General features: G+C 40.2%; 15 protein-coding genes and 1 tRNA gene. 4 read left to right on the forward strand and 12 right to left on the reverse strand.

The features are described from left to right. The first annotated feature begins 21 nt into the window (after positions 1 to 21). Both ACO1QW_RS11550 and ACO1QW_RS11555 read left to right on the forward strand, forming a co-directional pair. Positions 22 to 1,734 (forward strand): M1 family metallopeptidase, encoded by a 1,713-nt coding sequence (locus tag ACO1QW_RS11550; RefSeq protein ID WP_486258646.1) that lies wholly within the window; start codon positions 22 to 24, stop codon positions 1,732 to 1,734. Between the two features lie 17 nt (positions 1,735 to 1,751). Beyond that, entirely contained in the window at positions 1,752 to 3,260 is a 1,509-nt protein-coding gene (locus ACO1QW_RS11555; protein ID WP_486258648.1) for a lipopolysaccharide biosynthesis protein, read from the forward strand. Between the two features lie 103 nt (positions 3,261 to 3,363). On the opposite strand, the gene hisA is transcribed toward ACO1QW_RS11555, so the two are convergent. Together hisA and hisH are read right to left on the reverse strand one after the other, a co-directional pair. Beyond that, the gene (hisA, locus tag ACO1QW_RS11560) at positions 3,364 to 4,077 is read right to left on the reverse strand and encodes a 1-(5-phosphoribosyl)-5-[(5-phosphoribosylamino)methylideneamino]imidazole-4-carboxamide isomerase (protein WP_486258649.1); all 714 of its coding nucleotides are present in this window, start codon (positions 4,075 to 4,077) and stop codon (positions 3,364 to 3,366) included. Positions 4,078 to 4,120: 43 nt separating this feature from the next. Further along, positions 4,121 to 4,780, reverse strand: a complete 660-nt coding sequence (hisH, locus tag ACO1QW_RS11565) for an imidazole glycerol phosphate synthase subunit HisH (RefSeq protein ID WP_486258650.1) — start codon at positions 4,778 to 4,780, stop codon at positions 4,121 to 4,123. A gap of 40 nt (positions 4,781 to 4,820) precedes the next feature. Here hisH and ACO1QW_RS11570 point away from each other — a divergent pair. After that, positions 4,821 to 4,893, forward strand: a tRNA-Gly gene (locus ACO1QW_RS11570). A gap of 90 nt (positions 4,894 to 4,983) precedes the next feature. Here ACO1QW_RS11570 and trpA read toward each other — a convergent pair. The 9 genes from trpA to ACO1QW_RS11615 all read right to left on the reverse strand — a co-directional run bounded on the left by trpA (position 4,984) and on the right by ACO1QW_RS11615 (position 12,841). Continuing rightward, on the reverse strand, positions 4,984 to 5,751 hold the full coding sequence (gene trpA / locus ACO1QW_RS11575; protein ID WP_486258652.1) for a tryptophan synthase subunit alpha: 768 nt from the start codon (positions 5,749 to 5,751) through the stop codon (positions 4,984 to 4,986). A 25-nt stretch (positions 5,752 to 5,776) separates the two neighbouring features. Continuing rightward, the gene (gene trpB, locus ACO1QW_RS11580; protein ID WP_486258654.1) at positions 5,777 to 6,973 is read right to left on the reverse strand and encodes a tryptophan synthase subunit beta; all 1,197 of its coding nucleotides are present in this window, start codon (positions 6,971 to 6,973) and stop codon (positions 5,777 to 5,779) included. Positions 6,974 to 7,064: 91 nt separating this feature from the next. Beyond that, positions 7,065 to 7,439, reverse strand: coding sequence for a hypothetical protein (locus ACO1QW_RS11585; RefSeq protein WP_486258656.1), 375 nt, complete (start codon positions 7,437 to 7,439; stop codon positions 7,065 to 7,067). 160 nt (positions 7,440 to 7,599) lie between these two features. Beyond that, a complete protein-coding gene (locus ACO1QW_RS11590) occupies positions 7,600 to 8,235 on the reverse strand; it encodes a phosphoribosylanthranilate isomerase (protein WP_486258658.1) in 636 nt (211 codons plus the stop codon). 122 nt (positions 8,236 to 8,357) lie between these two features. Beyond that, on the reverse strand, positions 8,358 to 8,984 hold the full coding sequence (locus tag ACO1QW_RS11595; protein ID WP_486258659.1) for a phosphoribosylanthranilate isomerase: 627 nt from the start codon (positions 8,982 to 8,984) through the stop codon (positions 8,358 to 8,360). Next, positions 8,981 to 9,769, reverse strand: a complete 789-nt coding sequence (gene trpC / locus ACO1QW_RS11600) for an indole-3-glycerol phosphate synthase TrpC (protein WP_486258661.1) — start codon at positions 9,767 to 9,769, stop codon at positions 8,981 to 8,983. The genes ACO1QW_RS11595 and trpC overlap by 4 nt, the downstream gene beginning before the upstream one ends. Positions 9,770 to 9,799: 30 nt before the next feature. Continuing rightward, entirely contained in the window at positions 9,800 to 10,792 is a 993-nt protein-coding gene (gene trpD / locus ACO1QW_RS11605) for an anthranilate phosphoribosyltransferase (RefSeq protein ID WP_486258663.1), read from the reverse strand. 30 nt (positions 10,793 to 10,822) lie between these two features. Next, positions 10,823 to 11,404, reverse strand: coding sequence for an anthranilate synthase component II (locus ACO1QW_RS11610; RefSeq protein ID WP_486258664.1), 582 nt, complete (start codon positions 11,402 to 11,404; stop codon positions 10,823 to 10,825). A gap of 21 nt (positions 11,405 to 11,425) precedes the next feature. Continuing rightward, on the reverse strand, positions 11,426 to 12,841 hold the full coding sequence (locus tag ACO1QW_RS11615; RefSeq protein WP_486258666.1) for an anthranilate synthase component I family protein: 1,416 nt from the start codon (positions 12,839 to 12,841) through the stop codon (positions 11,426 to 11,428). Positions 12,842 to 13,112: 271 nt separating this feature from the next. On the opposite strand from ACO1QW_RS11615, the gene ACO1QW_RS11620 reads away from it, so the two are divergent. Continuing rightward, positions 13,113 to 13,562 (forward strand): DUF2147 domain-containing protein, encoded by a 450-nt coding sequence (locus tag ACO1QW_RS11620; protein ID WP_486258668.1) that lies wholly within the window; start codon positions 13,113 to 13,115, stop codon positions 13,560 to 13,562. 81 nt (positions 13,563 to 13,643) lie between these two features. Here ACO1QW_RS11620 and ACO1QW_RS11625 read toward each other — a convergent pair whose 3' ends face one another. Then, the gene (locus ACO1QW_RS11625; protein WP_486258670.1) at positions 13,644 to 15,008 is read right to left on the reverse strand and encodes an exonuclease domain-containing protein; all 1,365 of its coding nucleotides are present in this window, start codon (positions 15,006 to 15,008) and stop codon (positions 13,644 to 13,646) included. Positions 15,009 to 15,398: the final 390 nt, after the last annotated feature.

A 15,398-nucleotide genomic window follows, 5' to 3' on the forward strand; every position in this document is an offset into this window, starting at 1 on the left:
TTAGCCCCAAATAGAAATCCGGTGAAAAAAAAGAATCTATCGATCTCTCACAGTTTACTTCTCATACTTTTATTACAATCCGTGCTGGTTCAATCGCAATCGTTTCATCAAGGCCAAAAACCAACAAGGCAGGATACTTTGCGTGGTTCAATAACACCAGAGCGTGCATGGTGGAATGTGGTGAAGTATGATTTAGCCGTAACACCAAACTTCAAAAATTTCACGATAAGTGGCAGCAATACCATCTACTTTAAATTGGTGAAAAGAAAAGGCAATCGTATGCAGATCGATCTGCAGGACCCTTTGATCATCGATAGTGCGTTGTTGAATGGCGTACCGGTGAACTTCACACGAGATGGGCATGCATGGTATATTGAAATGCCTAAACGCAGAATGCCCAAAGTTTTGACTGAGGATAAAGATCTGCATCAACTTTACCTTGTTTATCATGGTGTGCCCAAGCCTGCATTGCGTGCTCCCTGGGATGGTGGTGTTGTCTGGAAAAAAGATAAGAATGGAAATCCATGGATAAATGTTGCCTGCCAGGGATTAGGCGCCAGTGTATGGTGGCCCTGCAAAGATCACCAGAGCGATGAACCTGATAACGGTGTAAGCATCAGCATTACTGCTCCTGATACTTTAATGAATGTTTCTAACGGACGATTAGAAAATGTAGTTGCTGATGGCAAAGGAAATAAAGTATGGACATGGGTTGTAAAAAATCCGATTAACCTGTATGATGTGACAATGAATGTTGGGAAGTATGTTCATTTTGGTGATACACTGCAGGGAGAAAACGGCAAACTTGATCTCGATTATTATGTACTTGATTATAATCTTGACAAAGCAAAAAAGCAATTTGAACAAGTGAAACCAATGCTACGTGCATTTGAATATTGGTTTGGCCCCTACCCTTTTTATGAAGATGGGTATAAACTGGTTGAAAGCAATCATCTTGGCATGGAACACCAAAGTGCAGTTGCTTACGGTAACGAGTACATGAATGGTTACAAAGGAACTGATCTCAGCGGAACCGGGTGGGGTACTAAATTTGACTTCATCATTATCCACGAAAGTGGTCACGAGTGGTATGGCAACAGCATCAGCAGTAAAGACATTGCTGATATGTGGGTGCATGAAGGATTCACCAACTATAGCGAAACACTTTATACTGATTATATTTTCGGCGAAGAAGCAGGCAATGCGTATGTGCAAGGTGTACGCAGAAATATCCGTAACGATATCCCTATTGTTGGCAAATACAATGTAAACAAGGAAGGCAGTGGCGATATGTATCCGAAAGCGGCCAATATGGTTCACATGGTTCGACAGATCATCGGCGATAAAAGCACTTTCCGATTACTGTTGCGTGATATGAATGAAAAATATTATCACAAAACAGTTACAGGTGCAGAGATTGAAGATTTTATGAGTAAACGTACAGGATTTAACCTGGGCAAAATGTTCGATCAATACCTGCGCACAACACAGGTACCTACACTTGAGTATTATATTACCGATGAAAACGGCACACAGATATTAAACTATCGTTGGGCGAATTGTGTAAAGGGCTTCAACATGCCTATTCGATTGCCAGGAAATAGTAATCCAAAATATGGTTTGATGCTGGCAACAGAAAACTGGCAAAAGATGCGGACAAATTTTAAAGAGGGAGAAGACATCAGTAAGTTGATGGATAAAAACTTTTATGTGACCTATAAGAAGGTTAAATAATATCTTCGGCTGCAAGTATGGGAACAATCAGAAAACAAGCCATTTACTCCAGCATTGTTATTTATGCAGGATTTTTAATTGGCGCTATTAACACATGGTTGTTCATTAGAAATGGATCAGGCGCTTTTACTCCAGCAGAATATGGTCTCACCCGTTTGTTTTTTGATGTGGGTCAATTGATGTTCACAGTAGCATCGTTAGGGATGTTGCCGGCTGTTTACAAATTCTTTCCATATTACAACGACAACCTCAGCACAAAAGAAAACGACCTGTACACTTGGGGAATGGTGATACCGTTAATGGGCTTTGTATTGGTAATTGCAGGAGGTTTGTTGTTTGAACCGCTTATTGTACGAAAGTTTAGCACCAAATCATCTTTGTTTGTTGATTACTACCACTGGATATTTTTGTTTGGCTTTGGCATGCTCGTGTTTACCGTTCTTGAAACCTACTCCAATATTTTCAGAAGAACGATACTACCCAACTTTTTAAAAGAAACAACGCTTCGGTTTCTTACGCTTGTATTCATCCTGCTATTTACTTTTTCGGTGATCAGTTTTGATGGCTTTATAAAACTATTCTCCCTGCTTTATGTAGTAATAGCTGTGATCATTTGTTATGTTTTATTGAAGAGTAAACACTTCAGATTTACGTTTTCTGTAAGTCGTGTAACTAAAAAGTTCAAAACAAAAATAGCAACGCTGGCTACATACATTTATGTAGGCACCATCATCCTTATTCTATCGCAGGTAGCGGATAGCATTATGATTGCCAGTATAAGCGACAAAGGAATTATTGACGCAGGTGTATACAGCCTGGCAGCCTATGTTGCAAACCTTATACAGGTTCCGCAACGTAGTATGATCGCTATTACTATTCCCATTTTATCACAGGCATGGAAAGATAAAAACCTGCATGAGATCGATCGCATTTATAAAAGAACAGCCATCAACCTGCTGTTGATGGGCCTTTTTATTTTTGGTGGTATATGGCTGAGTATTGAAGATGCGTTTACAGTATTGAACGTACAGAAAGATTATGAAGCTGGTTTAATGGTGATTTTCTTTTTAGGCATAGCGAGGATAATTGATGCAGGTACTGGTGTAAACGCACAGATCATTGGCACTTCCACTCAATGGCGTTTTGAATTCTTAACTGGGATCATCCTGCTGGCTTTATTTCTTCCGTTGAATTATATTCTTATCAAACAATTTGGCATCGTTGGTTCGGCTTACAGCAATGTAATTTCATTTGCCATTTACAATGCCATTCGACTTTGGTTTCTTTGGCATAAATACAAATTGCAACCTTTCAGCAGCAAAACAATTTTGAGTTTGATATTAGCGATCGGAGCTTATGTTATTTGCTATTTCTCATTTCAAAACTTTGAAGGCTGGACAGGTATTATTTTAAGAAGCACAGTATTTACTTTGATCTTCTTTACAGGCATCTTTGCATTAAAACTTACACCAGATGCCATGCAATTAGTAGATGTAGTGAAGAAGAAATTTGGAAAGAAGTCCTGAGCAATCCTAAGCGGAGTCGAAGGATCGAAGGATACTGTAGTCAATCGAGCGTAGTCGAGAGTGACGGCCACATTAATCAACTAAAATCCTATAGCAGACATCGCTAAAATTTTTTGAGATCATTCAATGTTACCCTGCCTTCATAAATCGCTTTGCCAACAATTGCACCTGTGCAACCAATATTCGCAAGTTCATCCAGATCGCTCATGGAACTTACACCACCGCTGGCAATAAAATGCAATTGAGGAAATTTCTGCAGAATGTTTTTGTAGAGTTCAGTAGAAGGCCCTTCGAGTCGTCCATCTTTACTTACATCAGTACAGAAGATTTGCTGGACACCATGGTTAATATATTTTTCAATAAAATCGTAGATCCAGATATCCGTTGTTTCCAACCACCCACCCACAGCAATCTTTTCATTCTTTACATCAGCGCCTAACAAAAACTTTGCTGCGCCGAATTGCTGCAGCCAGCTTACAAATCTCACTTCATCTTTCACCGCAATACTTCCTACTGTTGCCAATGCAGCACCGGAGTTGAAAACGATCTTTACATCTTCTTCCTGTTTAATGCCGCCACCGAAATCAATCACGAGAGAAGTTTTCGCTGCAATTGTTTCCAGCACTTTCCAGTTTTTTACAGCACCAGCTTTTGCACCATCCAGATCAACAAGATGAAGTCGTTGCAATCCTGCACCTTCAAATTCTTTGGCTACTTCTAAAGGATGTTCGTTATAAATTTTCTTTTGGGCATAATCACCTTCTGTTAATCGTACACACTTGCCGTCTATAATGTCAATGGCTGGTATTATCTGCATTTCTGATTACTAATTTTTAATTCTTCATTTTTCATTTCAACTGCTACCCGTTCAAAAAATTTGCGAGTATAAGCTCTCCCACTTTCGCACTTTTTTCTGTATGAAACTGCACACCGTAAAAATTATCTTTTTGCACAGCACCTGCATATTCCAAACCATAGTTGGTGGTTGCAATACAGTACGGATTCATTTCTGCATAATAGCTGTGTACATAATACACGTAACTATGTTCGGGCACATTCTTAAACAACGGCGTTTTCAAATTGTAAATATCATTCCATCCCACCTGCGGCACTTTAATGGGAATATCCGGACTGATTTCCTCGCTACGGAACAGTTTTACTTTACCTGGAATAATGCCTAAGCATTCCGTATCACTTTCTTCCGAATGTTCAAATAACAACTGCATGCCCACACAAATACCCAGCACCGGTTGCTTCAGTTGTTTGATCACTGCATCCAATCCCTTTTCCTTTAAACTATCCATAGCACTGCGTGCAGCACCCACACCGGGGAATATCACCTTATCGGCTTTCTGCAGTTCTTCAAAATCATCTGTCACTTTTGCATCAACACCCAATCGCTCCAATGCAAACAGCACCGATTGAATGTTTCCTGCGTTGTATTTTACAATTGCTATGTTGCCCCCTCCGCCCCCTGAAGGGGGAACTGAAAAGACTCCGCTGTTTTCTGCTGTACTCATTTCTTAAAATTCAATTTCATGTTTAACTTTAAACACATTAGCGGAAGTAGCTCATTTGGTAGAGCATCAGCTTCCCAAGCTGAGGGTGGCGGGTTCGAGCCCCGTCTTCCGCTCACTGTCTGAACTGGGATGAGTGAGATGATTGGGATTATTGAGATTATTGTAGCCCATCCCACTAATCCATCAATCTTATAAATCACAGTTCAGACAATTGCTTTCAAAAACTGCTTTGTTGTCTCACTCACATCCATCGTATTCTCCAATGCTTTTATATAAGCCGTACCAATAATAGCACCATTTGCATTATTGCAAGCTGTGTCGAATGTTTGTTTGTCTTTAATGCCAAACCCAACCAACACAGGATTTTTCAAACGCAATGTTTTCAATTTTTGCAGGTAAGCGTTTACATCGGTCATATTTTTATCGCTGCCTGTTGTTGACGATGATGATACAGCATACAAAAAGCCTGTGCTCAAGCTGTCGAGTTTCTTGATACGCTCATCACTTGTTTCAGGTGTAACAAGAAAAATAAAATCAAGACCATATTGTTTGATGATGGCGCCATACTCTGTTTCAAATTCGTATTCAGGCAGATCAGGTAAGATCAATCCATCAACACCAACAGTTGCTGCATCTTTGCAAAATTGTTCAAAGCCATATTGCAAAACTGGATTCATGTAGCCCATCAACACAAGCGGCACATTGATCGTCTTCCTGAAATCTTTCAACTGTTCAAACAGAGTTTTAATGGTCATGCCATTTGCAAGCGCAATGGTGCTACTGTGCTGTATTACCGGTCCGTCTGCCAGCGGATCGCTGTAAGGCATACCTAATTCGATCAGGTCTGCACCGTTTTCCTGTAAGGCTGTCATTACTTCCAGTGTACTGTTCAGTTGCGGATAACCTGCAGTGCAGTACACATTCAGTACTCTTACGTTCTTCTTTTCGAACAACTCGTTTATTCTACTCATAATTCTTACTTCTATATTCTTGATTCTACATTCTTTCTTCCATCGCTTTCATGTAAGTTCCCAAATCCTTATCACCTCTTCCGCTTAAACAAACGATCAACTGATCATCTGCTGTAAACTTCATTTGCTTTATCGCCGCAAACGCATGTGCTGTTTCCAATGCAGGAATAATTCCTTCAAGCTTGCACACTTCAAATGCAGAAGCCAACGCTTCTTCATCGGTTGCACTTAAGAAAAAACCACGACCACTATCAAACAAATTCGCATGCATCGGACCAATACCCGGGTAATCCAAACCTGCCGAAATACTATGCGGCTCCACCACCTGTCCATCTTCTGTTTGCATCACCAAACTTTTACTGCCATGCAACACACCCGGTTTACCAAGTTGCGTTGTTGCAGCACTCATGCCACTGTTTACACCATGTCCGGCTGCTTCTACAGCCACCAGCTGCACACTCAATTCATCTAAGAAATGATAGAACGCACCGGCTGCATTACTGCCACCACCCACACATGCCATTACATGCGTTGGTAATTCAGTGCCCGTGTGTTCTTTCAACTGCCAACGCATTTCCTCACTGATCACACTTTGAAATTTTGCAACCATATCAGGATACGGATGCGGCCCCACCACACTACCGATGATGTAATGTGTATCGTTGGGATTATTGATCCAGTCACGGATGGCTTCATTCGTTGCATCCTTTAATGTTTTGCTGCCGCTTATTGCGGGCACAACCGTTGCACCCAACATTTTCATGCGTGCAACATTCGGCGCCTGGCGTTCAATATCTTTTTCGCCCATATACACAATACACTCCACTCCTTTCAATGCACAAACCGTTGCGGTTGCAACACCATGCTGACCAGCACCTGTTTCCGCAATGATGCGTTTCTTACCCAAACGTTCAGCCAATAAAATTTGCCCGATCGTGTTGTTGATCTTGTGCGCACCTGTATGACAAAGATCTTCACGCTTTAGCCAAATGTTGGTACCGTGCAGTTTGCTCAAACGCTTTGCATAATATAACGGTGTGGGACGACCGACATAATCTTTCAGCAATCCACGAAACTCCTGCTGAAACGATGCATCGCTCATAATATCGAGGTAACGGCTCTGCAGCTCCTCCACATTGCGGTGCAGCATTTCAGGAATATACGCCCCGCCAAACTTTCCGTAATAACCTTGCGAAGAAGGTTTTTGATATGTTGTTTCCATAATAATTTCTTTTTAATACGAGCATCAGTTTTTTATAGCATCAACTGTTGCGTCGCAATCCATTCATCGGTTGTGCAAAATTGAGCAAGAACTAGTCATTAAACTTAGCTTTACTCCAGTCGATATGCTCTGTTTCAAAATTCCTTTTCCAGTCTGCGTCATTAACATGAGGAAATAAAAACTGTTTTAACCTTTCTTCAATCTGTTTCACATTCTGCTCAAATGCTTCTTTTAAAATATTCGTCGTTAATTCTTCATCTTCAATCACTACATATGACAACCGAATGAAGTCTAATGGATCGACATCATCATTAATCAATTCTTCAAAACTGGCACCAACTCCTTCTTCCAATTCTTTTACAAAATCTTCATAAAGTTCCAACAGCGAGCTAGGAGCATACTTTGTAAGTTCTTCCGTTCGTTTGATAAAAAAACTGTAATCATTCCAGTATTTATCGTCGCTCATTCAATGATTTTAATCTTTGTGCGTCATGTCGAGGCACGAGGCATCTCTAAAAATTCATACCGATTACATTCAGTCAGCATCTCAATCATTTCTTTTCAACCTTCACTTTCTGTAAACATCTTTAACATCAGAAATCATACATCATAAATCCGACATCCTGCTATCCTCTCACCTCTTCCACAAACTTCTTCACCAAATTCATATCCTTTACACCTGCACTGATCTCAAACTTGCTGTTCATATCTAATGCAAACAAATCCTTCGCTACAGGTTCGTTTGCAAACTGATTCACCGCTGCTGCATCTGTTGGTTCAATACCGCCGCTTAAGAAAAATGGTTTACCAATGTTCAATCCCTTCAGCATATCCCAGTTAAACTTTTTACCCGTACCTCCATAACCTGCACCCATCGTATCAAACATATACATATCGCAGGCGTCAAAATAATCTTTGATCTTCCACGCTATGTTGTCATCCTCTGCAATACGAAACGCCTTGATCACCGAAATATAGTCACTCACCTTTTCACAAAACCTCGGCGTTTCGTCGCCATGCAACTGCACCAAGTCTAAACCAAAATTCTCCACATGGTTCATGATCTCATCATACGATGCATTTACGAACACACCCACTTTGTACACTTTCAGCTTTGCCTTCTTCACCTGTTTTCCCGTAAGCGTACGCAACACAAACCGTGGCGATTTATGATAGAAGATCATACCGGCAAACTCAACACCCAGGTCGCCCAGTTGTTGCATTTGCTCCAATTCGGTCATGCCGCAAACTTTTATTCTCATACGCTTTGCTTGAAGTGGTTTTGTCAGCAAACGCAATCGTTATTCGTTTCGTCATTGTTAGGACTGATGTTTTCTAATTATCATCTTCCTAATCTCATAAATCCTATAAATCCCGTTTCAGACTACTTCATTCCCACTTTAAACTGCAGCACTTTCGCCATATCCTTCACACCCGGTTCTGTTTCAAATTTACTGTTGATATCAACGCCGTAAAAATCGGGATGCTTAAACTTCTTGATCTGTGCAATATCTTCCACACCTATTCCTCCACTTAAGAAGAAAGGCTTTTCAATTTTACTTTTTGCAATAATGCTCCAGTCGAATTGTTTTCCGGTACCACCTTTCTGCTCTCCCGCTTTTGTATCGAACAGGTAATAATCACAAGCATTGTCATAGGGAGCAACCAACGCATCAATATCTTTTACCGATTCATCAATATGAAATACTTTGATCACTTCCACATCTTCATTCAGATCGCTGCAAAACTCCGGCGTTTCTTCACCGTGCAACTGTACTACATCCAGACCATAATCTTCAATTGCATCCAAAATATCGCTGTACGATGGATTGACAAACACACCTACTTTCTTAAGATCAAAATCGGCATTCTTGATCGCTTTCTTATCCAGCTTGCCTTCCACATAGCGTGGGGAATCGGGCGAAAAAATGAATCCTGCGAAATCAATGTCTAATCCGTCTAACTGTTGTACCTGTTTTGCTGTGGTAATACCACATACTTTTATGTTCATGCTTTTTCTTTTAGTTGTTGTGCAAATGCTGCAAATGCTTTCCCTGGATTTTCTTCCTTCATAAAATTCTCACCAATCAAAAAACCCCTGAAACCATTTGCTTTGAACAGCTGAATATTTTCAACTGAACTGATACCGCTTTCTGCAACTTTAATTTTTGTATCAGGTATTTGTTTTGCCATACGCAGACTCCGTTCAATATCCACTTCAAATGTTTTCAGGTTGCGGTTGTTAATGCCCACAATTTCTGTTTCATCGCAGATGTGTTGCAATTCCTCTTCGTCGTGCAGTTCAAGCAACACTTCCAGTCCCAGCTTTTTTGCAAAGGTTGCCAATCGCTTTACCTCTTCTTTTGTTAAGCATGCAGCGATCAGCAAAATTACATCAGCACCCATTGCCTTTGCTTCTTCAATTTGGTATTCATCCACCATAAAATCTTTACGGAGAATGGGAATTCTGTTTATCCTTGCTTTCATCAGATCGCTGGAGCTGCCACCAAAGAACTCTTCATCCGTCAATACACTTAAACATGACGCACCATTGTTTGTGTAAGCACTTGTTACTTCCAACACATCCGCTGTTCCGTTAATGACACCTTTTGATGGTGACTGCCGTTTGAATTCCGCAATGATACCTGTCTTTGTATCATCGAGTAAAAACTGTTTCAATGAAAACGTTTTACGTCCATACAAAGGCAGGCTGCGGAAAACCTCAACAGGAGTTGTAGCTTTACGTTCTTCTACTTCAATCCGTTTTTGCGCAATGATCTTATCTAAAATATTCATGCTTATAACTTAATACTTATAACCTAATACTTATTGCAATTCAATCAATTTCTTCAAACAATCATTTGCCCTTCCGCTCTCTAAACTTTCAACTGCTGCTCCAAACGCATCATCATAGGTTTTATAAGCACCTGTGCAATACAAACCCATTGCTGCATTTGCCATCACCACTGCATTCTGCGCCCATGTTCCTTCACCACTTAATATTTTCGTGAAAATCTTTGCCGCTTCGTCAATACTGTTACCTCCATGAATATCGGTTTGCTGTACCATGCGTTTACCCAACTGTTCAGGCGTCATAATGAATTCACCTTTGTTGGTGATTACCTTGGTATCGTTCGTCAATGATATTTCATCGTATCCATCCAAACTATGAATGATCGTAAATGCGCCACCTGTCTGTTGCAGTAAATAATTGTACACTCTCGCCATCTCTAAACTAAATACACCCACCAGTTGATACGCCGGACTTGCAGGATTCACCATTGGCCCCAGCATGTTAAAGAAGGTTCGCATACCGAGATTCTTACGGATAGGCCCAACCGTTTTTAATGCCGGGTGAAAAATGGGTGCATGCATGAAGCAAATATTTGCTTCTTCCACTTCACGTTTCAACTGATCAACATTGTTCTTGAACTTGTATCCAAGTTGTTCCATTACATTACTTGCACCGCTGATGGTTGATGCACCATAGTTACCATGCTTGGCAACTTTTTGTCCGGCACCCGCCACAATAAAACAGGCGAGTGTAGAAATGTTGAATGTGTTTTTTCCATCGCCGCCTGTACCAACAATATCCAACACGGAATGTCCATTGAGATTAACCGGCACACAAAGTTCAAGCAACGCATCACGAAAACCCTGCAGCTCTTCAATGGTAATGCTGCGCATTAAATACACCGTCATGAATGCCGTGATCTCATGTTCGTTGTAAACACCCTTACCGATATTTAGAAGTACATCTTTCGCCTGATGACGATTGAGGCTTTTATGTTCAAACAGTAACTGAAGTATTTTTTTCATTTTCAAATTTTCAAATTCACTCATTTTCAATTAAGCCTTCAACCAATTGCGAAGGATCTGCTCTCCAACCGGCGTCAACACACTTTCCGGATGAAACTGCACACCCTGCACATCGTATGTTTTATGTTGCAAGGCCATGATCATTCCTGTTTCATCTTCAGCGGTAATTTCTAATTCTGCAGGGAAGGCTTCTTTATTTACCACCCAGCTATGATAACGGCCAACTTCAATAGTATCTGAAAGCCCATTCAACACGCCATTGGTTTTTGGACTTTTTGGATTTTGGATGTTGATAGGCGTTGCTACTCCATGAAATACAGTTGAAAGATTCGTCAACGTTCCACCGAATGCTTCGCCAATTGCCTGGTGTCCTAAACAAACACCGAGAATAGATTTTGTTGCTGCATATTCTTTGATCAACGGCAACAACAATCCTGCTTCCTCAGGAATACCCGGCCCGGGGGACAAAATAATTTTATCATAGTCCTTAACCTTCTCTAATGGAATCTGATCATTGCGATGCACATCTACTTTTATATGTGTGATCTTCTCCACCAGGTGAACAAGGTTATAAGTAAAGCTGTCGTAATTATCGAAGACTAAAATTTTCATTGTTGTAATGTTCATCAACTATTAACTAATACTTACTGCAAACTCAATTGCCTTCTTCAACGCTCCTAATTTATTATTCACTTCCTGCAATTCACTTTCAGGTTTGCTTGCTGCTACTACACCTGCTCCCGCCTGATACACCAATGTATTTTGTCGACTCATGAACGTACGGATCATAATCGCATGATTACAACTACCATCAAAACCCATGAAGCCGATGCCACCGCCATAATAACTTCTTGCAGTTGTTTCATACGCATCGATCAACTGCATCGCTTTGATCTTTGGCGCACCACTTAATGTACCTGCAGGAAATGTTTTTGCTAATAATTCAAATGGATTAGATGCAGGACGAACTTTTGCGATCACCTCACTCACCAAATGAATCACATGGCTGTAATACTGCACCTGCCTGTAATGCGCTACACTCACATCATCACACACACGACTCAGATCATTTCTTGCCAGATCAACCAACATTACATGCTCCGCATTTTCTTTTGCATCTTCCAGCAAACGTGCGGCTTCACGCTGATCAATTTCATCATCACCTGTACGCTTGAATGTTCCGGCTATGGGATGCACCACTGCTTTGCCATTGTTAATGATGATCTGCGATTCAGGCGATGAACCCATTAATTTATAATCGCCATAATCAAAAAAGAATAAATAAGGAGAAGGATTGATGCTGCGCAAAGCACGGTACACATTAAACTCGTCACCAGTGAACGATTGCTGAAATCTTCTGCTCAATACGATCTGGAACACATCGCCTCTGTGACAACTGGCAATGCCCTTCTTCACCATCTCGACATATTCCTCGTTGGTTACATTCGAACTTTCTTCGCCTTCCACTTCAAACGGATAAACGGGAACGTCTTTACTGCGTATCAAACTTTCAACAACAGCTACATCGCTTTCAATGCCATTGATCTTATTCTCACAAATAAACAATTCATCTTTATGATGATTAATTGCGATTACATATTGGTAGAGACGGTAACGCATTAACGGAATTGCCGGTGAGTCTTTTCGTTCAGCATTTAGTTTAATCGTATCAAAAAATTGAACCGCATCATAGGTTGTATAACCATAAAGACCTTGTGCGAATTTCGCTTCCTTGCAATCGCCGCTTGCTTCAAAGCGGTTCATAAAATCAAACAACTGCTGCGGCACTTCAGTGGGTTGCTTGATAGCAATACGTTCAGGTTTATGTCCGGGTAGCTTAAATTCAATGCTGGTGGTGGAGCTGATCTCCATACCGGCAATAGCATTGATGCCAATAAACGACCAACTGTTTTCTGCGGCATGATGATCTGTACTTTCAAGCAGGATGGTATCCCTGAACCGATCCCTCAACCGCAGGTAAATACCAACAGGTGTAAACACATCTGCCAGCATTTTTTTACAAGTGGTGTCTATTTTAATTTTCTTCATGATCCGTTTAATTGATTTCAGTTTCAGCAAATAAAAAACCCCGAAAAACTTCGGGGTCTGAATATGATTGGAACAATCACAGTAATAGCATTACAGACCCCTTAGAGTTGTATGCCACCACCACTGATTATTTACAATTGCTTTGTTCATTGAGTTGCAAAGATGTTGTATGAAGGTTAAATAATCAAATTTTTTTTCAAGGGATCAATAACTGCAGTAAATTATACTAATGGTTGTTTACTTTTGAATATTGAACCTCAAAATTTGTCATATGAAAAAGATCTTATCTGCAACATTCTTTACCTGCTTATTATTGGCTATTTCATCTTTCAGTGTTAAACAAGGTAATCCGGATGCTATTGTCGGGAGTTGGAAAAACGGCGAAGGCACTGGCGTTATCCAGATCTATAAAAATGGCGACAAATACCAGGGAAAGATCACCTGGTTAAAAGAACCAAATGACCCTAAAACCGGGAAGCCTAAAACAGATATCAATCACCCCGATGAAAAAAATCACAACAGGCCAGTTTTGGGTTTAGTAAACATGTGGGGCTTCAAATACACTGATAAAAACGAATGGACCGGTGGTAAGATTTATGATCCTAAAAATGGCAAAACCTATTCCTGTAAAATAAGTATGGATAACAACAACTCCATTAATGTTCGTGGATATATTGGTGTATCGTTGATTGGCAGAACCGATAAATGGACTAGACAATAAAAATGTTCTGAGTTGTTTAGTTGTAAGTTTTTAAACCCACTTGCGGTCTTGTTCTACTTTCAGCGAAACATAAAAGCTTTATTACAACCACACAACCTTATCAGGTTGTTCTAATGCGTAACGTTTAATGATGTTTCGCACAAAATCATATTCAGGATATTCAAGTAACTGTTTGCGCAAATCATCTCTTTCTTTTAACTCGAATGTGGCTTCAACATAACCCATTCCGTAGAACCGACCATCTTCCATAAGAATGCAACTGTCTTTGCCATTAAAGTAAGATCTTTCACGAATAGCAAAGCTTGGCAACTCCTGTTTTAATTGAGCGATTGCCTGCTGCACACGCAGGTTGTATTCTGCCGGAGTTTCTTTTGCGTTGCAAGCACCTTTACATGCAAGCGAACTGCACGTATCATCAGTTGAACGATCAATGAAACAAAGCTTGTTGCACAAACCAAATTCACGGATCAACCGTTTCAACTCTGCTGTGCCATCATACCTCCTATAAAAATGATAGACCGCTGGCAGATGTTTATGCTTTCGGTCAATTGCCAAACGCATGTAACCATTACCATCTTCAAATAAATACAAACCATAACTGGCTTCATAACCTTTAATAGCCCGGTTATATTTTGGCCATAGTCGTTTGATCTCGATTGTTTCCAACACAGAAGCCATTAACTCTGTACCACATTGTTGATAAGAAATACGATGAATGTTGCGTTGAAATTCCTGTTTTTGTCGTGAAGGTTTGTTGTTGGAGAAGTGACTCGTTACCCTTTTCTTTAATTGTAATGCTTTGCCCACATACACGATCTTATCCTTTGCATCATGAAAATAATAAACACCAGGTGTGAGCGGCAATTGATCAATATCCTCTTTGTTTAAATTAAGCGGCAGGTATTGTTCGCCCGATTGCTTACCAAGCATTGTATGCAAATGATTATTTACATCATTCCTGCGTAACAATTCCAGTAAATGAACAGTAGCTCTAGCATCGCCTGATGCTCTATGCCTGTTGTAAATTGGAATTTCAAAATGCCTGCAAAGGTTACCCAAACTATAAGATGCAAGTTTTGGAAATATTTTTCGAGTATAACGAACAGTGCATAGTTTTTTACAGTTGAGATGATAACCCAGCGATTGTAATTGATGATTGATAAATGAATAATCGAAGTTCACATTATGCGCTACAAACACTTTTCCCTGGAACAATTCCATCAACCGTGGGGCAATTTCTTCAAAAGAAGGTGCCAGTTGCACCATATCGTCGGTTATACCTGTGAGCGACTGTACAAAACGTGGAATTGGCTGATGTGGGTTTACCAGTGTTTCAAAGCTATCTACAATCTGTTGGCCATCATGGATATAAACAGCTATTTCCGTAATACCGTTTGAAGCTGCATAGCCGCCTGTTGTCTCAATATCTGTAATTGCGTAGAGCATAGTATCGTAAAAACACGAACCGGCAATTTAAAATAAAAACTGCAGATTTTTTGTGGGCTGCCAAATGTGAAGTAAATTCGTACTAGATTTACCTCTACCACTCCTGTAAGAACTCAACAGTACGATTGAAATTCCGTATTTCCTGTGAAGTAATTTGTAACCTTCTAAACTTAAAAGTTATGGCATCAAATTCATCACAAACGAGTGAAACAGCAAAAACAACAATCTTTGTTATTGTATTTTTTGCAGCGATTGCATTGATTACCTTATTAATGTTCGGTTAATCAATTGCCTATGATAAGAAATTTACTCAACCGCTGTTCTTAGAACAGCTCAGTACCTTATTCACCTTATTTTTTAAGCTCCGGGAACGGAGCTTTTCTATTTTTA

The sequence above is a fragment of the Lacibacter sp. genome (assembly GCF_057361365.1).